An 18,894-nucleotide genomic window follows, 5' to 3' on the forward strand; every position below is an offset into this window, starting at 1 on the left:
ACGGGAACGCGCCGCGCCCGTGGGCCGCGGCCGCGCTGCTCGAGGCGACGCTGCGCGATGCGCGCGCGGCGCCACCGCGGAGATCCACGATGCGAGGTCGACGCGCCACGCGCACGGAGGCGAAGGCGACGCGACCGCGCGAGGACGAGGACGGAGGACGGGGACGAGAACGCGCACGAGGACGAGGACGGAGGACGAGCACGCGGACGAGCACGCGGACGAGCACGAGGACGAGCACGCGGACGGAGGACGAGCACGCGCGCGCGCACCAGTACGGAGCACGAGCACGCGCGCAACGACGACGCCGCGCACGCGCGCGACGACGACGCGCACGCGCGCCGACGCTCGGGATCGCGCCCGCCGCGCCGACGTCACGGCCCGCTGGAGCGCCTCCTCGTGGAGCGCGCCGCCAGCGGACCCGCTGCCCAGCGCGGCGCGACCGCGCCGCCATCGGCGCGACGGACGTCGCCCGCGGCGGCGAGCAGCGCGCCGACCACATCCTCTCCGCCGTGCGGCGCGCGACCACCGCCGCTCCTCGCGAAACAGGCCCGAAGACGCGCGCGGCCCGCGCGCTCTCTCCCTGCGACGCGCGCTCACACGGCCCACAGGAATCGGCATACCGGAGCACATCAGCGCCGGGCGCGCGGCGCCTCGCCCTGTTCAAGGAGGACCGCGTCAACGCCGCTTCGGCTTCCGTTTCGCTGGAAACCCGGTTCTATTGGACTGTAGGCGAACTTTGGACAGCTGGTAGAGACCGGAGGGGGCTCCGCCGGGTGGGGCGACATCGGCCACGACCGGCGTGGTCATCGCGCGATCACGACGGCGCCGGACGGCAGGCGGCGCGGCACCCCTTGTAACCAGAGGAGGAGGCATCAGTGAGCCAGGCCCGACCCCATGTGCTGGTGGTAGACGCCGAGAAGAGGGTCCTCGACAGGCTTGCGGTCGAGCTCAGCGACGGCGGCTTCGACGTCACCTGCGCCGAGAGCGGCCTCGCCGCGATCGAGCTCGTCAAGGCGCGCCGGTTCGACCTCGCGATCGCCGACGTGAGGGCGCCCGGCATGGAAGGCGCCGGGACCATCGCCGCGCTCAAGGCGATCAGCCCGGACCTCGAGATCATCGTCGGCGCACCGTGCTCGAGCGCGCAGGCCGCCGTGGAGTGCATGCAGAGCGGCGCGTACGACATCCTCGAGAAGCCGTACGACATCGAGGACATGAAGCGGCTGCTCGAGGCGGCCATGCTGCGCACCCACCTCGACGCGGTGGCGGCCGTCCACCAGGCGAGCGCCGCCCTGGTCGCGTCCCTCGCGCGGGACGACTTCCCCGAACGCGCCGTGGATCTCGCGGCCAAGGTGGTCTATACAACGAGCGCCGCGCTCTCCCTGGCGCTCGACCACGGGGCCGCGCTCTACCAGGCGGCCTCCGGCGCCGAGGTGTCTGCCGCGTTCATCGCGCGGCTCGCCGGCCAGGTCGAGGGCGCGCTCGCCCCCGTCCGCCTGTCGGCGGACGACGCGCCCGACCTGCTCTGTACCGCGGAGGGCGAGCGCTTCGGCGCCGCCATCGTGGCGCCGCTCCGCCTGGGCGAGCGCTCGATCGGCGGCCTCGTCGTCCTCCGCGACGAGCGCCTGCCGGCGTTCACCAGCCAGGAAGAGCAGGCCGTCGGCATCTTCGCGATCGAGCTCGCGCTGGCGTTTTACGGTCGCAAGGTAAGACGCGCGCACGACCCGCGCGCCGCCTGACGCCCATCGTCCGCGCCCCGCCCGCCCCGCCGCGAACGCCGCGGGCAGCGCGCCTCCCTCGGGCCGAGATCTGCGGCCGACGCCCGCAAAATCTTCCGCGATCGAGCGCGAGATTCCCTCTGGCGAACGCGTTCGCACGCCACTAAAGGAGGGGAGCGATGAGCCCCACTGCTGCCCCATCGACTCTCCCCACCAGGGCCCAGCGCATCGCGCTCTTCTACCGGGATCTCGTCGGCAAGAAGTTCGCGATGGCGCTGAGCGGCGTCGTCTTCTTCGGCTTCGTGATCGGCCACATGGCCGGCAACCTGCAGGTCTTCCTCGGCCGGCAGAAGTTCAACGACTACGCCGCCTTCCTCCACGGGACGCCCTCCCTGCTCTGGGGGACGCGGCTGCTCCTCCTCGCCTCCCTCATCGTCCACGTCTACACGGGCGTATCGCTCGCGCTGCACAGCCGCGCTGCCCGGCCGGTCCGCTACCAGGTGAAGGGGCAGAGGCACCCGAACCTCGCCGCCCGCACGATGCTGCTGAGCGGCGGCGTCCTCGCCGCGTTCATCCTCTATCACCTGCTGCACCTGACGACGGGCACCGTGCACCCCGACTTCGTGCCGCTCGACGCCTACGACAACGTCGTGAAGGGCTTCAGCTCGGCGCCCGTGGCCATTGCCTACATGGTGGCGATGGGCCTGCTCGCGCTGCACCTCTACCACGGCGCGTGGAGCATGTTCCAGTCGATGGGCCTCAGCCACCCGCGCTACACGCCGGCGCTCAGGAAGTTCGCCGCCGCCGCGTCGATCCTGCTCGCCGTCGGCTTCTCCTCCATCCCGCTGGCCGTCCTGTTCGGCATCGTCCGCTGAGCCCGGAGCCCCCGTCATCATGCAGCTCAATGCGAAGATCCCCGAAGGTCCCATCGAAAAGAAGTGGGACCAGCACCGCTTCAACCTGAAGCTCGTCAACCCGGCGAACAAGCGGAAGTACACGATCCTCGTCGTCGGCACCGGCCTCGCCGGCGGCGCGGCGAGCGCGACGCTGGCCGAGCTCGGCTACAACGTGAAGAGCTTCTGCTTCCAGGACTCTCCGCGCCGCGCCCACAGCATCGCCGCGCAGGGCGGCATCAACGCCGCGAAGAACTACCAGAACGACGGCGACAGCATCTACCGCCTCTTCTACGACACCGTGAAGGGCGGCGACTACCGCGCGCGCGAGGCCAACGTGTACCGGCTCGCGCAGATCAGCGTGAACATCATCGACCAGTGCGCCGCGCAGGGCGTGCCGTTCGCGCGCGAGTACGGCGGCGTGCTCGCGAACCGCTCCTTCGGCGGCGCGCAGGTGTCGCGCACGTTCTACGCGCGCGGGCAGACGGGTCAGCAGCTCCTCCTCGGCGCCTACCAGGCGCTCGAGCGGCAGATCGGCCTCGGCAAGGTCAAGATGTACCCGCGCACCGAGATGCTCGACCTCATCGTGGTCGACGGCAAGGCGCGCGGCCTCGTCACGCGCAACCTGATCACGGGCGCGCTCGAGACGCACCTCGGCGACGCGGTCGTCCTCGCCTCCGGCGGCTACGGCAACGTCTTCTTCCTCTCGACGAACGCGAAGGGGTCGAACGCCACCGCCATCTGGCGGGCGCACAAGCGCGGCGCCCTCTTCGGCAACCCCTGCTTCACCCAGATCCACCCGACGTGCATCCCGGTCTCGGGCGACTACCAGTCGAAGCTCACGCTCATGAGCGAGTCGCTCCGGAACGACGGCCGCATCTGGGTGCCGACGAACGCGGGCGACACCCGCCCGCCGGAGCTCATCCCGGAGGGCGAGCGCGACTACTACCTCGAGCGCCGCTACCCGAGCTTCGGCAACCTCGTGCCGCGCGACGTCGCGTCGCGCGCGGCCAAGGCGGTGTGCGACGAGGGCCGCGGCGTGGGGCCGACCCGGCTCGGCGTGTACCTCGACTTCTCGGACGCCATCCGGCGCCTCGGCAAGCCCGCCATCGCCGAGCGCTACGGCAACCTCTTCGACATGTACGAGCGCATCACCGGCGACGACCCGTACGCGGTCCCGATGCGCATCTACCCGGCCATCCACTACACGATGGGCGGGCTCTGGGTCGACTACAACCTGATGAGCACGATCCCCGGCATGTTCGTGCTCGGCGAGGCGAACTTCTCCGACCACGGCGCGAACCGCCTCGGGGCGAGCGCGCTGATGCAGGGCCTCGCCGACGGCTACTTCATCATCCCCTACACCATCGGCGATTACCTCGCGTCGACGAAGCTCGAGCGGGTCGACGACCTCCACCCCGCCGTGCGGGACGCCGAGCGCGACGCGGGCGAGCGGCTGAACAGGCTGCTCGCCGCGAACGGCTCGCGCACGGCCGACTCGTTCCACCGCGAGCTCGGCAAGATCATGTGGGAGCAGTGCGGGATGGCGCGCAACGCGGCCGGGCTCAAGGGCGCGCTCGCTCGGATCCCGGAGCTCCGGGAGCAGTTCCACCGCGACGTCCGCGTCTCGGGCACGGGCACCGGCCTGAACCAGGAGCTCGAGAAGGCGGCGCGCGTCGCCGACTTCTTCGAGCTGGCGGAGCTCATGTGCCGCGACGCCCTCTACCGGGAAGAGTCGTGCGGCGGGCACTTCCGCGAGGAGCACCAGACCCCCGAGGGCGAGGCGAAGCGCGACGACGAGAACTTCACCTATGTCGCCGCCTGGGGCTGGCGAGGCGAAGGTCAGGCCCAGGAGCTCTACAAGGAGCCGCTCCAGTTCAACGAGGTTCACCCAACGCAGCGGAGTTACAAATAATGCGCCTCACCCTCCATGTCTGGCGTCAGAAGGGCAAGTACGAAGCGGGCCGGTTCGTCACGTACGAGGTGCCCGACGTCAGCGAGCACATGTCCTTCCTCGAGATGCTCGATGTGCTCAATCAGCGGCTCATCCTCAAGGGTGAGGAGCCGATCGCCTTCGATCACGACTGTCGCGAGGGCATCTGCGGCATGTGCGGCTTCATGATCAACGGCCAGGCGCACGGCCCCCTCCGTGGGACGACCGTGTGTCAGCTGCACATGCGTCACTACAAGGACGGCGATGTGCTGTGGCTCGAGCCGTGGCGGGCTCAGGCGTTCCCGGTCGTGAGCGACCTCGCGGTGGACCGCAGCGCGTTCGACCGCATCATCGCGGCGGGCGGCTACGTCTCGGTGCCGACCGGCAGCGCGCCGGACGCGAACGCCGTCCCCGTGCCGAAGCCGGTCGCCGAGCGCTCCATGGACGCGGCCGCGTGCATCGGCTGCGGCGCCTGCGTCGCGTCGTGCCCGAACGCGTCGGCCTCGCTCTTCACCGCGGCGAAGCTCACGCACCTCAACATCCTGCCGCAGGGCCAGCCGGAGCGCGATCAGCGGAGCCTCAACATGGTGGGCCAGATGCGCGCCGAGAGCTTCGGCCACTGCACGAACGTCGGCGAGTGCGAGGCGGTCTGCCCGAAGGAGATCCCCCTCGACGTGATCGCGCAGATGAACCGCGATTACCTGCGCGCGACGCTGCGCTACCGCGACGTGCAGGCCAAGGGCGGCACCGGCTGAGCGCCGCGCCGGCTCGCCGGCCTCGCCCGGCGGCGCCGTCGCCCCTCCCCCTCCCTGGCCAGCGAAGCCCCTCCTCATTTACTCCTCGCTCCTCGACAGCAAAGCCCCGCCGCCGCGCATGCCGTGGACGCCAGCGCTCCGTCACGGCCGTCCCGCGCGCGCCGGGGCCGCGCCGTCGGCGCCGCGGCCGCTCGCGATGCCCGGCCGTCCAGCGCCGGGGCGCGCCCTGCGCCCGGCGGTCACGGCGCGCCCTCCGGGCGATCGCCGCCGTACGGCCGGCCCCCGCGCCCTGCAGGCGCAGGCTGCAGGACCTCGGCGCGAGGACCACGCGGCAGGGCCCAGCCGCGATGACAGGCGAGCCCTGCCGCTGGCGCGGCCGCGCTGTGACGGCGGCCGTCGCGACGCGAGCGTCCTCATCCGCCACATTCGCGACATTTTCAACATCGACGCAAAAAACCGACCTCCCTTGTGGAAAACGTACCAGGAGTTTCCTGAGCGCCGGCTCAGGGGCTTCCTAAACGCTCTTCACATTCCCGGCGCCGACCGTACAGCCGACATGGGATAAGCACTCGGCATGTTTCGAGAACATCTCGTCGCGACTTGCAGCTACGCGAGACGATGACTTTCCGAATTCGACAAACCTTCGCTCCAGTAGCAGCGCAACCCGGAAGATGCCGTGGCGATCTCCCGCGCGAGAAAGAAACGTGTCAGGGTCAACTGCCGCTTGTTCGAGGTCGCTAGTTAGCATAACCTCAAAACTGTCCCGAACGGGATCAGCGGTCATAAGACAATTGTGGTCACCCCACACCATGTCGTAGACTAGGTTCAACTTAGAGCGCCGCAGCGAGGGGGGGCATCCCGCGGCGAGCGCGTCTGGATCGCATCGAGTCATCGCTCTTCTGCGGGGGGCCGGTTCTGGGGAGGGCCGGCAGTAGGAGAAGCAAGGGCAACATCCGCGGCGACCTTTCTCCCGGCGGGTCTCCAGATCCGCTTTCGACATGGGAACGACGCGCACCGGGACGCAGACCAGAAAGGCCGGGTCCGGGCGGAGCGACGGCCGGCGCCGCCGCTTCACCGTTCATGCTGCGCTCAGGCGATGCGGCCGGCGCCAGCGAGGCGGTCGGACGCGGAAGTTCGAACATCGGATCAGGTCTCTTTGACGAGCGAAGAAGTAGGAGGGGACTTCATGAGCAGCTGCATCGACGGCCTTAATCTGCACCCGAAGAGCGTCCACGATGCTGCCGTTGTTCTCGACACCGTGACGGATCGCCTGATCGCCGCGGGCGATCGGCGGGCGGCGTTCACCGACGTCTACGGTATCGTCACGCGCGCGGTCGCGGCGCAGGTGGAGCGGCCCGACGGCATGTTCCTCGAGCCCGCGTGGATCTCGCGCCTCGCCGGGCGGTTCTGCGAGCGGTACCTCGAGACGTTCCGGTGGTGCGAGCGGGGCGCGGCGCAGGACTGCGGCGCCTGGCACATCGCGTACGCGAGCACCTCGTCCCGGTTCGCGCCCCCCGTGCAGAACGCCCTGCTCGGGTTCAGCGCGCACATCAACTACGACCTGGTCTTCGGGATCCACGCGACGATCGTCGAGTTCGGGCACGGCCGCGACCCGCGGATGCTCGCGCGGCTCAAGCACGATCACGATGAGGTCAATACCCTGCTCCGCCGCTCGGTCGTCGAGGCGCTCGAGCGCCTCGCGGTCCGGCATGGCTGCCCCCTGAGCGCGATCTTCCGCGACACCGCCCCCGATCTCGCGGTCTGGGTGTCGATGGAGATGCTCTCGCGGTGGCGCGAGCGCGTCTGGACCGACGTGCTGGCCCTGCTCAAGGCGCGCACCGCGAGCGAGCGGGCGGCGGTCGCCCGCGGGGTGGAGCAGCGCTCCGCGCGCATCGGGCAGATGCTCGCGCTGCCCTCGCTCCACCACGCGCCCCACGCCGCGCTCCGCCTCATGTCAAGGGCCGCGTGAGCGCGTCCGGCCCGTAACCGGAGCCCGGGCCGATCGTAGAATGGGGCATGAGCAAGCTGCCCAAGGAGCCGCCCGCCAGCGAGATCACCCCTCCAGCGCTCTACCTGAGGCGGCGCGAGCTCCTGAAGAACGCCGCGCTCTTCGCGGGGACGGCGTCGGCCATCGGCGGCGGCCTCGTCTGGCTGACCGGCGGCGAGGCCGGCGTGGCGGACGCCGGCGCCCCCGGCGGCGAGGCCGCGCCGCTCGCCAGCGCGCCGCCGCTGGACGGCGCCGCGCCGCGCCGCGAGGCGGGCGCGACGGGCGAGGCGGGCGAGGCGAGCGCGAAGAACGCGTTCGTCACCGACGAAGCGCGGACCGACTACGAGGCCATCGTCACCTACAACAACTTCTACGAGCTCGGCCTGAGCAAGTCGGAGCCGTCCAAGAACGCCGGCCGGCTCCGCCTACGCCCCTGGGCCGTCGCGTGCGAGGGGGAGATCAAGAAGCCCGCGGTCATCGACCTCGACACCCTGCTCGCGTGGTTTCCCCTGGAGGAGCGCGTCTATCGCATGCGGTGCGTCGAGGCGTGGTCGATGGTGATCCCCTGGCTCGGGTTCCCCTTGGCCGCGCTGCTCCGGCGCCTCGAGCCGACCTCCCGCGCCCGGTACGTCCAGTTCACCACGCTGCTCGATCCGGAGCGGCTGCCCGGCCAGCGGAGCGACGTCCTCGACTGGCCTTACGTCGAGGGGCTCCGGCTCGACGAGGCGATGCACCCGCTCACGATGCTGGCCGTGGGCCTCTACGGCAAATCGCTGCTCGGCCAGAACGGAGCGCCGATTCGCCTGGTGGTCCCGTGGAAATACGGGTTCAAGGGGTGCAAATCGATCGTCAGCATCAAGCTCACGGAGCGACAGCCGAAGACGACGTGGAGCCAGGCCGCGCCGGACGAGTACGGCTTCTACGCCAACGTGAACCCCGCGGTGGATCACCCGCGCTGGAGCCAGGCGACCGAGCGGAGGATCGGTGAGCTGCGCCGCCGTCCCACGCTGCCGTTCAACGGCTACGCGGAGGAGGTGGCCAGCCTCTACAGCGGCATGGACCTGCGGGAGAGCTTCTGACCATGGGCGCGCCCGCGAGGACGATGTCGCGGCCGGGCGCCCAGGCGCGCGCCGGCCGGAAGCTGCCCTGGCTCGTGCCGGCGGTCGTCACCGGCGGGCTGATCCCGCTGGCCGTGCTCGGCCTGCGCGCCCGCGCCGGCGCGCTCGGCGCGAACGCCGTCGCCGAGGCGCTGAACCAGCTCGGGCTCCTCGCGCTCGTGCTGCTCGTCGCGTCCCTTGCGGCGACGCCGCTCAAGATCGTCTCGGGCTGGACGTTTCCCCTGCGCATCCGCAAGGCGCTCGGGCTGCTCGCCTTCTTCTACGCGTGCGCGCACTTCCTGACGTATGCGCTCGTCGATCAGGGGCTCGACGTCCGCGCGATCGTCGAGGACATCACCGAGCGCCCGTTCATCCTCGCCGGCTTCGTCGCGCTCCTCCTGCTCGTCCCGCTCGCGGCGACGTCGACCGCGCGCATGCTGAAGCGCCTCGGCGCCGCGCGCTGGAAGCGGCTGCACCGCCTCGCGTACGTCGCCGCCGTCCTCGGGGTCGCGCACTTCTTCCTCCGCGTGAAGAAGGACGCGACCGAGCCGATGATCTACGCCGCGCTGCTCGCCCTGCTCTTCGCGGCGCGCATCGTCAGCGCCGTCCTGCAGAGGCGCGCGGCGTCGCGCTGAGCCCTGCGCCGCGCCGCCGCCGAGGGCCTCCGAGGCCGGGCGCGCGCGGCGGCGCGCTCACGGCACCGCCGGCGGGCTGCCGCGCAGCATGAAATAGATGAGCACGCCCGTCACCGACACGTACAGCCAGAGGGGCAGCGTCACCCGCGCGACCCGGGCGTGCTTCGCGAAGTTCGCCTTGTAGGCGAAGTAGAACGACGTCAGCGCGAGCGGCACGATGCCCGCCGACAGCACGATGTGCGAGATGAGCACGGCGAAGTAGACGGCGCGGAGCGGGCCGGTGCCCTGGTACTTCGTGTCCCCGTGGACGAAGTGGTAGGCGAGGTAGCCGACGAGGAACAGCGACGAGGCGACGAACGCCGAGACCATCAGGTACTTGTGCGCGACGATCGCGCGGCGCTTGATCGCGATCCAGCCCGCGACGAGCAGCGTGGCGGCCGTCGCGTTGAGCGCGGCGTTCAGCGGCGGCATGAAGCGGAGGTCCGCGCCGCCCGCGCCGCGCCGGATGATGAGGATGTACGCGAGGAACGCCAGCGCGGCCGCGGAGAGCACGGCGTTGAAGACGTAGAACGAGCGGTCGTTGGTGCGGGCGAGCAGGCCGACCGGCTTCAAGGGGGTCGAGGCGGGTGTCGACATCGCGCGGTCCATACCAGAGGAGCGCGCAGAGCGCGAACGCGAGCGGGCGAGCCGGAGCGGCCGGACGCCGGCGATCGAAGGCCGGCGAAGGCGGACGGACGTGGCCGGCAACCGACGGCAGCCGTCGCCAGCGCACGGGCGGGCGCGCGCGCCGGCGTGGGCGGCGCACGCGCGCCCGCGGGCTACGCCGAGCTCGGCGCGATCCCCATCGGGGGGCTGCGATCCATGTTCCGCAGCGGCTCGCGCATGGTCACGAACTCCTCGGCCGCGGTCGGGTGGATGCCGACCGTCGCGTCGAACTGCGCCTTTGTCGCGCCGCACTTCAGCGCGACCGCGAACCCCTGGATGATCTCGCCGGCGTCGGGCCCGACCATGTGGACGCCGAGCACCCGGTCGGTCGCGCGGTCGACGACCAGCTTCATCATCGTCTTCTCCTCGCGCCCGGAGAGGGTGTGCTTGAGCGCGCGGAAGGTCGAGAGGTACACGGCGACGTCGTGGTGCTCTCGCGCCTGCGACTCCGACAGGCCGACGGTGCCGACGTTCGGCTGGCTGAACACGGCGGTCGGGATGCCGGTGTAGTCCACGCGACCGTCCTCGCCGCGGAAGAGCCGCTTCGCCAGCGCCATCGCCTCGGCGATGGCGACGGGCGTGAGCTGCACGCGCGCGATCACGTCGCCGATCGCGTAGATGGACGGGACCGACGACTGGAACGCGTCGTCCACCACGACCGCGCCGTCCTCGTCGAGCGCCACCCCGACCTCCTCGAGGCCGAGCCCCTTGGTCTTCGGCAGGCGCCCCGTCGCGTACAGCACGCAGTCGGCCGCGAGCTCGGTGCCGTCGGCGAGCGCCGCGCACAGCCCGTCGCCGCGCCGCTCGATGTTCTCGACGCTCGCGCCGAGGCGGAGGTCGAGGCCCTTCTTCTGGATCTCGGCGGCGAGGAACGCCCGGATGTCGTCGTCGAAGCCGCGCAGGAGGTGCATGCCGCGGTGGACCAGCGACACCTTGGCCCCGAGCCCGTGGAAGATCCCGGCGAGCTCGACCGCGATGTAGCCGCCGCCGACGATGACCGCGCGCCGCGGCATGCTCTTGAAGTGGAACGCGTCGTCCGAGGTGACCGCGAGCTCGCGCCCGGGCAGGTCCGGGACCCACGGGTAGCTGCCGGTCGCGACGAGGATCCGCTCGGCGGTGATCCTGGCGCCGTCGATCTCGACGGCGTGCGGGTCCACGACCTTGGCCTGGCCCCAGCGGATGTCGGCGCCCGAGTTCTTCAGCAGCCGCTCGTAGACGCCGTTCAGGCGCTCGATCTCCTTGTTCTTGTTCCGGAGGAACGTCGCCCAGTCGAACGACGGGCCGGCCTGCCCGTCGCCGCCGTGGCCGGGCACCGACCAGCCGTAGCCGGCGGCGTCCTCGAAGTCCTCGGTGTAGTGCGAGGCGTAGACGAGGAGCTTCTTCGGGATGCATCCCAGGTTGACGCACGTTCCGCCGAGGTGGCGCGACTCGGCGATGGCGACCCTGGCGCCGTAGGAAGCGGACATGCGGGCGGCGCGCACGCCGCCGGAGCCGGCGCCGATGACGAACAGATCGTAATCGTACTTGGACATGGTGGACGACTATGCCCCATGCGGGGCGCGGTCGCCGCGCAGCGTGCGCTCACCGGAGGCGGGGCCGGCGCGCGTCCGCTGAGGCCGGGAGGCGGCGCGGTCGCGGGCGCCGCTCCTCTCGGCCCCTCGGCGGGGATTCTGCTAGGGTCCCGCCGTTGCGCTCCCCGACCCACACCGGACCCTTCGCCGACGCCGCGCCCCCGCCCACGCGGCGCGCGGCGCGCCTCTGGGCTCGCGCGCGGCGCGCCCTGCCCTTCGCGCTGGCGATCGCGCTCGTCGCGTTCGTCCTCGGCCGCCTCGACCTCGACGCCTTCCGCGCCGCCCTCTCGCGCGTCGACGCCCCGCTCTTCGGCGCGTTCGCCGCCCTCTTCATCCTCGCGCTCCTCGCCGCCGACACGTTCGCGACCGTCCTCGTCTACCGCCGGCTGATCGCCCCCGTCGCCTTCCGCGACTTCTTCGTGCTCCGCGGCGCCTCCTACCTCCCCTCGCTGCTCAACCACCACGTGGGCCAGGCGTTCATCACGGTCTTCCTCGCGCGCGCGCACGGCGCGCCGCTCGCGCGCGTCGCCGGCGCGACGCTCGTCGTCTACGCGTCGTGGCTCGGCTGCTTGCTCCTCCTCGGCGCGGTCGCCGTGCCCGCGAACGGCGGGCCGCTCGCCGGGTCCGCCCTGCTCCTCGCCGCGGGCGTGCTCTACCTCGCCGTCCTCGCGCTGCGCCCCGCCCGGCTCGCTCGCACCAAGCTCCTCGCCCCCCTCTTCGAGGCCGGCGTGCGCGGCCACCTCGTCGCCCTCGCCGCGCGCGTGCCGCACCTCCTCGTCCTGTTCGCCGGCACCTGGCTCCCCTTCTGGTTCTTCGGCGTGCATATCCCCCTCGGGGCTGCCTTGACGTACATCCCCATCCTGATGGTGGCGGTGACGCTCCCGCTCACCCCGCAGGGCTTCGGCACGCGCGACGTGCTCGCCGCCGCGCTCCTCGAGGGGTTCGCGGCCGGGGTCACGCGCGAGGAGCGCCTCGCCGCCATCGCCGCCACCACGACCACCTGGGCGGTGGCGCTCACCCTCGTCGAGGCCGCGCTCGGCCTGGCCCTGCTCCGTGGCGTTTTGCCCCATATGGAGGCGAAGGACCCCACCGCCGCTCCCCCCGCGGGCGCCGCCCCCACGGGCGCGCAACGAGAGCCGGCCTGAACCGGCGTCGCGCGGCCCGCGCCGCGGTGTTGTCACGAGATTTGCTTATGCTCGTGGGTGATGCGCTGCCTGTAATTGGTTTGTAATAGGGTCCGGAACCGCGCCGGGACCACGCGATACAGCGATTAGAGAGCGATCGACGCGGCAGGCTCCGGGGTATACTCTCAGGCTCCCTGACGTTCCTTCCGTCCTTCTTGCCGGGCGCCCCGCTGAACATCGCTGCTCCGGCCAGGCTGCGCAGAGCGACCCTCCATGAAGAACCTGGTTCGTTTCCTCGCCACCTCCGATCACAGCGTCGCCCGCGCCGTGCGCCAGGTGCGCCGGCAGGTCAAGAGCTTCACGCTGCCCGCGCCGCGGCCGATCGTGGTCCCGATGCGCGTGGCGTTCGAAGCGGCGCGCGAGGCGTATTGGTTCGGCGCTCGCGTGCTCGTGTGCGAGCCGCACCTCAAGTCGCACTGCTCCCGGTACGGCAAGGGTGTCCGGACGGGGAACTTCATTCACTACATCCAGGGCCGGGGCGAGATGATCCTCGGCGACAATGTGGTGCTCGACGGCAAGGTCAACATCGTCTTCGCCGCGCGGTTCTCCGACCGGCCCACCTTGCGGATCGGCGATAACACCGGGATCGGGCACGACTGCCGGATCATCGTCGGCAAGTCGGTGACCATCGGCAAGCATTGCCGGATCGCGGGGAGCGTCTACATCCTCGACTCGAGCGGCCACCCGAGCGACCCGGAGGACCGCAAGCGCGGCTTGCCCCCCGCGGACAGCGAGGTGCGGCCCGTGGTCATCGAGGACAACGTCTGGCTCGGCGCCCGGTCGATGATCTTCCCGGGGGTCACGGTCGGCGAGGGCAGCGTCGTGGCGGCGGGCTCCATCGTGATGGCCGATGTCCCGCCGTACACGGTCGTCGCTGGCAATCCGGCGCGGCGGGTGGCATCCCTCCGGACCGAGCCGCCGCCGGCCGCCGAGGCGGACCGCGCCGGCGCGAGGAGCAACGGCGCGGACGACGTGAGGAGGCGCTCGCTCGAAGGCAGCGCATCTTGAACCCTGGAGCTTGCTCATGGCGATTGAGGTCGAGAAGGTGATCGAGGTCATCGTCACGGTCGGCAGCCTGCCGGCCGCGATACAGCCCGACGACGACATCTACGATGCGGGGTTCTCCTCGATTCGCGCGCTCCAGCTGCTCACCGAGCTGGAGGACAAGTTCAACGTGACGCTCCCCGACGACAAGTTCAGCCTCGCGCGCACGCCGCGGGCGCTGAGCGCCCTCATCCAGGAGCGTGCCTCGTGAGGAAAACGGTCACCGTCGAGCTCGCGACGCCCGCGACCGAGATGGCGCAGGAGGAGATCCCGAAGCAGATCGCGTTCCTCTCGAAGGAGATCTCGGACATCCGCTTCGTCCGCGAGGGCGCGGCGCTGGAGTTCGAGGCCCCCGAGGAGCGCGCGGCCGATCTCGCGCGCGCGGCCGAGGCGCTCGCGCGCACCATGCAGCGCAGCCTGCGCTCGCTCACGCGGAAGCTCGTGTACCGCAGCCCGGCGTGCGACCGGGTCGAGTTCCGCGGGGGCGCGCTCCCCGCCGGGATCACGCAGATGGGCCAGGGCCAGGTCGCCCTGGAGGGGATCCCGCTGCGGCTCTACCGCTATTTCGATCGCTCGCTGGAGGCGCTCGGCGCGCCGTTCTCGCCGAGCCCGATCCTGGTACCGACGTTGATCCCGGCCGCGACGCTGTCGAAGTGCGATTATTTTCGCTCGTTCCCTCACATCGTCACGTTCGCGTGCCACCTGCCGGAGGACATGCCGCGCATCGAGGATTTCCGGGCGCGGCACCAGGACCGGGAGACGCTCGACGACCGGGCGCTCGGCGACATGGCGCACCCGGAGGTCTGCCTCTCGCCGGCGGTCTGTTATCACGTCTACGCGGCGAACCGGGACCGCGTGCTGCCGGCGGGCGGCGCGCGTTACGCCCTCGCGGGCCGCTGCTTCCGCTACGAGTCGAGCAAGATGGTCGATCTCCGGCGGCTCTGGGAGTTCACGATGCGGGAGATCGTCTTCCTCGGGACGCGGGAGAATGTCCTTGGGCTGCGGGAGCAGGGGAACGAGCTCGTGGCGCGCTACCTCGACGAGCACCGGCTCGCGGGCGAGATCCGGACGGCGAGCGATCCGTTCTTCATCGCGCCGGACGCGGCGGCCAAGACGTACTTCCAGATCAGCAGCGAGACGAAGTACGAGATCTCGCTGATGCTCCCGGAGGGCGAGCGGGTGGCGGCCGGGTCGCTGAACTACCACACCGACTTCTTCGGCCGCGCGTTCAGCTGCAATGTCGAGGGCGCGGGCCCGATGCACAGCGTGTGCATCGCGTTCGGGCTCGAGCGCTGGGTGTACGCGTTCCTCGCCCAGCACGGCAACGACCCTTCGGGGTGGCCCGATATCGTGCGCCGTTCTCCCGAGATGGCGGGTCTGTAGAGCGGTTTTTCGCTGGGACTGACAACTCGTCCTCCGTCTCTCGTCCCCGTCTTCGTCTTCCGTCTCCCGTCTTTCGTCTTCGCTCTTCCGTGCGCGTGCGCGTGCGCGATTTCCGGGAGTCAGCGTGCGCGGGCGCGATTCCCCGGAGTCAGCGCGCACGCGCACGCGCACGCGGACACGGTCGACAAACTCGGGCTGCACTGGATGAGGCAGCTCGCCGTTCCGTTCCTGGGCCGTCGCTCGCGCTTCGCGGGCTCCAGGCTTGCGGGTGGGACAGCGAAGACATCAGGGGAAGGAGTGGAAGATCGAGCGCCGGAGCGTGGGGCAACGAGCGGCGGGCGAGCGGATGGCGCTCGTGGTCGAGCGGTTGCTCCGTCGCGCCAGCGAGGCGGGCGTCAGCGGAGGGGGACATGAGCACGATAGGGATGTATGCACGGGTCTCGACAGGCCGGCAGGAGCAAGAGCGCACGATCGAGTCGCAGGTCGCGGCCATTGACCACCATGTTGCGGCGATGGGAGCGACGATCGACCCGGAGCACCGCTACCTCGACGATGGCTGGTCGGGCGAGACGCTTCGGCGCCCAGGGCTCGACGCGTTGCGCGACGCCGTAGCGCAGGAGCAGCTCGACGCCGTCGTGATGTATGACGCGGATCGGTTGGCGCGGCGCTTCGTTGATCAGCAAATTGTGCTTGACGAGCTCACGCGCAAGGGCGTTGAGCTCATCTTCATCCACGGCGGGGCTGCGCGCACCGACGAGGAGCGGATGGCGCTGTCGATGCGCGGGGTCTTCGCCGAGTACGAGCGCGCCAAGATCCTCGACCGGACCCGCCGTGGCATGCTGCATCGGGCACGCTCGGGCGCGCCGCCGGGGTGGGCCAATCCTCCGTACGGCTACCGATACCTGCCGGGAGCTCGGCATCAGCCAGGCACGGTGGTGGTCGAGGAGTGCGAAGCGTCGGTGGTACGCCAGATTTTCGCGTGGGTAGGCTACGAGGGCCTGCCCTTGCGGCACGTTGCGCAGCGGCTCGAGGAGCAAGGGACCGCGAGCCGCAAGGGTCGGCCATGGCAGACGAGCACGATCGGGGGGCTGCTGCGCAACCGTGTGTACGTGGGCTGTGCCCATCACCAGAAGTACGAGGCCGCTGAACCGCGGCGCCCGCGCGATCGGCGCCACTACCGCCGCCGGCGCAAGTCGTCCTTCCGGCGCCGGCCGGAAGAGCAGTGGATCGGTGCGAGCGTGCCGGCGCTCGTCGACCCGGAGCTGTTTGCCACGGTGCAGCAGCGCTTGCGCGACAACCGGCAGCGTACGGCGGGGCAGGTTAAGCGCCCCTATCTGCTGCGGGGGCTGCTGATCTGTACTGAATGTGGCCGAACGCTGTGGGGACGCGCCACGGATTCCGGCGGGCGCGGCGAGTACCGGTACTACACTTGCGGCGGGCGGGATCGGTTCAACGGGCGTGACGCCGCCCCGTGCCCGCGCCCCTCGCTGCGCGCCGAGGACGTCGAGCAAGTGCTCTGGCAAGACCTGGAGCGCTGGCTCCAGGAGCCCGAGCAGCTAGCGGCCCAGCTCGACGCGCAGCGCGATAAGGCCCACACGATGCTGGAGGCGTACGAGCGGGAGCGCCGACGTCTCGTGCGCGAAGCGCGAGCCATGGAGGGAGCGATCAGCCGGCTGGTGGACGCTTACCAAGCCGGAGCGATCACGCTCGACGAGCTTCGAGCACGCCGAGACCGACTCGACGAAAGCAAGCAGCAGTGCGAGGCACGGCTCGCGCAAGGGCAGCACGACCAGCGGCGTGCGCTGCAGCAGCGAGAGGTCGTCGACGAGCTCCGGCAGCTGAAGGAGCGGCTGCGCCGAGGGCTGGAGCGCTGCACCTGGGAAGATCGCCGAGCGATCGTGGAACTGCTCGTAGAGAAGGTCGAGGTGACGACCACGATGCTGCGCGTGCACTACATCGTGCCGCTAGACCTCCACGGTAGTGGGGCGGGCGGGCACGGCGACGCGCGCCACCGTACGGACAGGCCGAAGGGTAAGCTTTGTCGACCGTGTCCGCGTGGTCACGCGCACGCGCACGAAGGACGAGCACGGAAGACGGAAGACGAGAGACGAGGGACCGAAGACGGACTAGCGCGGCGCTCGGTTCCGTTGGTTCCGTTTTCCGAGGGATTCTGCGAGGCTCTCGGCCATGCAGCTCGAGCACGTCGACCCGATCGCCGCGGCGGAGGAGGCCAGCCTTATCCTACGCGAGGCGTGGCCGCCGCCGGCACTCCACTACACGGCCGACTACCTGAAGTGGCAGCTCGGCTTCCCCGGCCCGGCGCCACGCGCCGTGCTCGCGCGCGAGGGCGGCGAGCCGGCCGGCTTCATCGGCGTCGCGCCGCGCCGCTTCCGCTTCCGCGGCGCCGCGTCCCCGGGCTACGTCCTCTCGTTCGTGAGCGTGCGCCCCAAGTTCCAGGGACAGGGGCTCGCGAGCCGGCTGTACGGCGAGCTCCTGGCCAGCCTCCGCGCGTCCGGCCTGCCGATCGTGGTGTTCGTGGAGGCGCGCTCAGGGCCCGCGCAGCGCGTGCTCTACAAGGCGGTCAAAGCGGCCGGCCTCAGGCGCAAGCAGCTGGCCACGTGCCGGAACCACGGCTTCGTCCCCCGGGCGAGCGCCGCGCCGACGCAGGCCGTGGCCAGGCCGACCGAGGCCGCGGCCGATGTGCTCGCGGCGATCGCGGCGTGCGGCGACGACCGCGTGCTGTGGTCGGCGCCCGACGCGGCGCAGCTCGAGCACAGCCTGCGCGATCCGCGGCCGCGCCGGCTGCTGCTCGTCGAAGAGGCGGGCCGGCCGGTCGGCGCCGCCGCGGTGTTCCTGTCCGAGATCGCGACCGCCCGGGGGATCGACCGGGTGGCGACGGTCGACACGCTCTTCCTGCCCGAGCCGACCGCCGACCGGCTCGCGGCCGTGCTGCGCGCCGCCTCCGAGGCCTTCGCCGGGCAGGCCACCGCGCCCGTGGTGAGCGCGCCCAACCTGGCGCTCGTCCCCCAGGCCCAGCTCAGGACGGCCGGCGCCCGCCCGACCGACGCGTCCTTCGACGCCTTCGTGCTCCTCCCGGGCGACGGGCCGTGGCTGGACGCCGAGGCGACCAACCTCGAGGTCGTCTGACAGCGGCCCCCCGGCGGGGGAGGATCCATCTACGATCCAGATGGAAGCCATGAGGTGAATGCCGATTCACAAGATGGATCGGCCGACGCATCATGAAGCGCATGGCAAACACCACTTCTTCGATGCAGCTCCGCCGCTCCAGCGAGCGCGGCTATGCCGACCACGGATGGCTGAAGTCGTTCCACACGTTCTCGTTCGCCGACTACCAGGACCCGGCGCACATGGGCTTCCGGGCGCTCCGCGTGATCAACGACGATCGCGTCGCGCCGGCGCGGGGGTTCGGGTCGCACCCGCACCAGAACATGGAGATCATCACCTATGTCCTCGAGGGGGAGGTCGCGCACCGGGACAGCATGGGGAACGGCTCGACCATCCGCCCAGGCGAGGTCCAGCGCATGTCGGCGGGCACGGGCGTGTTCCACAGCGAGATGAACCCGTCGAAGACGGGCGAGACCCACCTGCTGCAGATCTGGATCCTGCCGGACCGGCGCGGCTATCCGCCGAGCTACGAGCAGAAGGCGTTCTCGAAGGAGGAGCGCCAGGGCAAGCTGCGGCTGGTCGCCTCGCAGGACGGGCGCGACGGCTCCGTGACGGTCCACCAGGACGTGAGCCTGTTCGCGGGCCTGTTCGGGCAGGGAGAAGAGGCGCGGTACGAGCTCGCGGCCGGGCGGAGCGCGTGGGTCCACGTGGCGCGCGGGAGCGTCGCGCTGAACGGGACGGTGCTCGAGGCCGGCGACGCGGCGGCGATCAGCGCGGGAGGCGCGCTCCACCTGGTCGGGAAGGACGCGGGCGAGGTGCTGCTGTTCGATCTCGCGTGAAGGGGCTCGCGTGAACGGGCTCGCGTG

16 protein-coding genes and 1 pseudogene are annotated in these 18,894 nt (G+C 71.0%); 14 read left to right on the top strand and 3 right to left on the bottom strand.

Annotated features, from left to right (window positions below; all coding sequences use genetic code 11):
• The first annotated feature begins 875 nt into the window (after nt 1-875).
• The 7 genes from WMF33_RS37770 to WMF33_RS37800 all read left to right on the top strand — a co-directional run bounded on the left by WMF33_RS37770 (nt 876) and on the right by WMF33_RS37800 (nt 9,015).
• Complete coding sequence (locus WMF33_RS37770; RefSeq protein ID WP_437333146.1) at nt 876-1,736, top strand: response regulator; 861 nt, start codon at nt 876-878, stop codon at nt 1,734-1,736.
• A 158-nt stretch (nt 1,737-1,894) separates the two neighbouring features.
• Nucleotides 1,895-2,590, top strand: a complete 696-nt coding sequence (locus tag WMF33_RS37775) for a succinate dehydrogenase cytochrome b subunit (RefSeq protein ID WP_437314778.1) — start codon at nt 1,895-1,897, stop codon at nt 2,588-2,590.
• A gap of 19 nt (nt 2,591-2,609) precedes the next feature.
• On the top strand, nt 2,610-4,523 hold the full coding sequence (locus WMF33_RS37780) for a fumarate reductase/succinate dehydrogenase flavoprotein subunit (protein ID WP_437333147.1): 1,914 nt from the start codon (nt 2,610-2,612) through the stop codon (nt 4,521-4,523).
• Nucleotides 4,523-5,296: a succinate dehydrogenase/fumarate reductase iron-sulfur subunit gene (locus WMF33_RS37785; protein ID WP_061628390.1), complete on the top strand. Its 774-nt coding sequence runs from the start codon at nt 4,523-4,525 to the stop codon at nt 5,294-5,296. Before WMF33_RS37780 ends, WMF33_RS37785 begins: the two co-directional genes overlap by 1 nt.
• 1,186 nt (nt 5,297-6,482) lie before the next feature.
• On the top strand, nt 6,483-7,265 hold the full coding sequence (locus WMF33_RS37790) for a DUF5995 family protein (protein ID WP_437333148.1): 783 nt from the start codon (nt 6,483-6,485) through the stop codon (nt 7,263-7,265).
• 47 nt (nt 7,266-7,312) lie between these two features.
• On the top strand, nt 7,313-8,362 hold the full coding sequence (msrP, locus tag WMF33_RS37795; RefSeq protein ID WP_437333149.1) for a protein-methionine-sulfoxide reductase catalytic subunit MsrP: 1,050 nt from the start codon (nt 7,313-7,315) through the stop codon (nt 8,360-8,362).
• A gap of 2 nt (nt 8,363-8,364) precedes the next feature.
• Nucleotides 8,365-9,015, top strand: coding sequence for a sulfite oxidase heme-binding subunit YedZ (locus WMF33_RS37800; RefSeq protein WP_437333150.1), 651 nt, complete (start codon nt 8,365-8,367; stop codon nt 9,013-9,015).
• A 57-nt stretch (nt 9,016-9,072) separates the two neighbouring features.
• Here the strand turns inward: WMF33_RS37800 and WMF33_RS37805 are convergent, their stop codons facing one another.
• Together WMF33_RS37805 and gor are read right to left on the bottom strand one after the other, a co-directional pair.
• Complete coding sequence (locus WMF33_RS37805; RefSeq protein WP_061624094.1) at nt 9,073-9,663, bottom strand: DUF420 domain-containing protein; 591 nt, start codon at nt 9,661-9,663, stop codon at nt 9,073-9,075.
• A 170-nt stretch (nt 9,664-9,833) separates the two neighbouring features.
• Nucleotides 9,834-11,252 carry a glutathione-disulfide reductase gene (gene gor / locus WMF33_RS37810; protein WP_437333151.1) on the bottom strand — a complete coding sequence of 473 codons (1,419 nt, stop codon included), beginning with the start codon at nt 11,250-11,252 and terminating at the stop codon, nt 9,834-9,836.
• A 155-nt stretch (nt 11,253-11,407) separates the two neighbouring features.
• On the opposite strand from gor, the gene WMF33_RS37815 reads away from it, so the two are divergent.
• From WMF33_RS37815 to WMF33_RS37835, 5 genes and pseudogenes are all read left to right on the top strand, one after another.
• On the top strand, nt 11,408-12,436 hold the full coding sequence (locus WMF33_RS37815) for a lysylphosphatidylglycerol synthase domain-containing protein (RefSeq protein ID WP_437333152.1): 1,029 nt from the start codon (nt 11,408-11,410) through the stop codon (nt 12,434-12,436).
• Nucleotides 12,437-12,688: 252 nt separating this feature from the next.
• Complete coding sequence (locus WMF33_RS37820; RefSeq protein ID WP_437333153.1) at nt 12,689-13,483, top strand: acyltransferase; 795 nt, start codon at nt 12,689-12,691, stop codon at nt 13,481-13,483.
• Nucleotides 13,484-13,499: 16 nt separating this feature from the next.
• Nucleotides 13,500-13,730: an acyl carrier protein gene (locus WMF33_RS37825; protein ID WP_437333154.1), complete on the top strand. Its 231-nt coding sequence runs from the start codon at nt 13,500-13,502 to the stop codon at nt 13,728-13,730.
• A complete protein-coding gene (locus tag WMF33_RS37830; protein WP_437333155.1) occupies nt 13,727-14,902 on the top strand; it encodes a hypothetical protein in 1,176 nt (391 codons plus the stop codon). Before WMF33_RS37825 ends, WMF33_RS37830 begins: the two co-directional genes overlap by 4 nt.
• A gap of 425 nt (nt 14,903-15,327) precedes the next feature.
• Nucleotides 15,328-16,419 (top strand): annotated as a pseudogene (locus WMF33_RS37835) (recombinase family protein); the annotation flags it as partial.
• Between the two features lie 39 nt (nt 16,420-16,458).
• Here WMF33_RS37835 and WMF33_RS37840 read toward each other — a convergent pair.
• Nucleotides 16,459-16,854, bottom strand: coding sequence for a hypothetical protein (locus WMF33_RS37840; RefSeq protein WP_437333156.1), 396 nt, complete (start codon nt 16,852-16,854; stop codon nt 16,459-16,461).
• Nucleotides 16,855-17,089: 235 nt separating this feature from the next.
• Here WMF33_RS37840 and WMF33_RS37845 point away from each other — a divergent pair, with 235 nt between their 5' ends.
• Together WMF33_RS37845 and WMF33_RS37850 are read left to right on the top strand one after the other, a co-directional pair.
• The gene (locus WMF33_RS37845) at nt 17,090-18,049 is read left to right on the top strand and encodes a GNAT family N-acetyltransferase (RefSeq protein WP_437333157.1); all 960 of its coding nucleotides are present in this window, start codon (nt 17,090-17,092) and stop codon (nt 18,047-18,049) included.
• 122 nt (nt 18,050-18,171) lie between these two features.
• The gene (locus WMF33_RS37850; RefSeq protein ID WP_437339557.1) at nt 18,172-18,867 is read left to right on the top strand and encodes a pirin family protein; all 696 of its coding nucleotides are present in this window, start codon (nt 18,172-18,174) and stop codon (nt 18,865-18,867) included.
• Nucleotides 18,868-18,894: the final 27 nt, after the last annotated feature.

The sequence above is a fragment of the Sorangium sp. So ce394 genome (assembly GCF_051474665.1).
GTDB lineage: Bacteria > Myxococcota_A > Polyangia > Polyangiales > Polyangiaceae > Sorangium > Sorangium cellulosum_D.

Coding starts and splice junctions, on each gene's coding strand:
- WMF33_RS37775 (WP_437314778.1), top strand. CDS start 1,895: ATGAGCCCCACTGCTGCCCCATCGACTCTCCCCACCAGGGCCCAGCGC.
- WMF33_RS37780 (WP_437333147.1), top strand. CDS start 2,610: ATGCAGCTCAATGCGAAGATCCCCGAAGGTCCCATCGAAAAGAAGTGG.
- WMF33_RS37785 (WP_061628390.1), top strand. CDS start 4,523: ATGCGCCTCACCCTCCATGTCTGGCGTCAGAAGGGCAAGTACGAAGCG.
- WMF33_RS37790 (WP_437333148.1), top strand. CDS start 6,483: ATGAGCAGCTGCATCGACGGCCTTAATCTGCACCCGAAGAGCGTCCAC.
- msrP (WP_437333149.1), top strand. CDS start 7,313: ATGAGCAAGCTGCCCAAGGAGCCGCCCGCCAGCGAGATCACCCCTCCA.
- WMF33_RS37800 (WP_437333150.1), top strand. CDS start 8,365: ATGGGCGCGCCCGCGAGGACGATGTCGCGGCCGGGCGCCCAGGCGCGC.
- WMF33_RS37805 (WP_061624094.1), bottom strand. CDS start 9,663: ATGGACCGCGCGATGTCGACACCCGCCTCGACCCCCTTGAAGCCGGTC.
- gor (WP_437333151.1), bottom strand. CDS start 11,252: ATGTCCAAGTACGATTACGATCTGTTCGTCATCGGCGCCGGCTCCGGC.
- WMF33_RS37820 (WP_437333153.1), top strand. CDS start 12,689: ATGAAGAACCTGGTTCGTTTCCTCGCCACCTCCGATCACAGCGTCGCC.
- WMF33_RS37825 (WP_437333154.1), top strand. CDS start 13,500: ATGGCGATTGAGGTCGAGAAGGTGATCGAGGTCATCGTCACGGTCGGC.
- WMF33_RS37845 (WP_437333157.1), top strand. CDS start 17,090: ATGCAGCTCGAGCACGTCGACCCGATCGCCGCGGCGGAGGAGGCCAGC.
- WMF33_RS37850 (WP_437339557.1), top strand. CDS start 18,172: ATGCAGCTCCGCCGCTCCAGCGAGCGCGGCTATGCCGACCACGGATGG.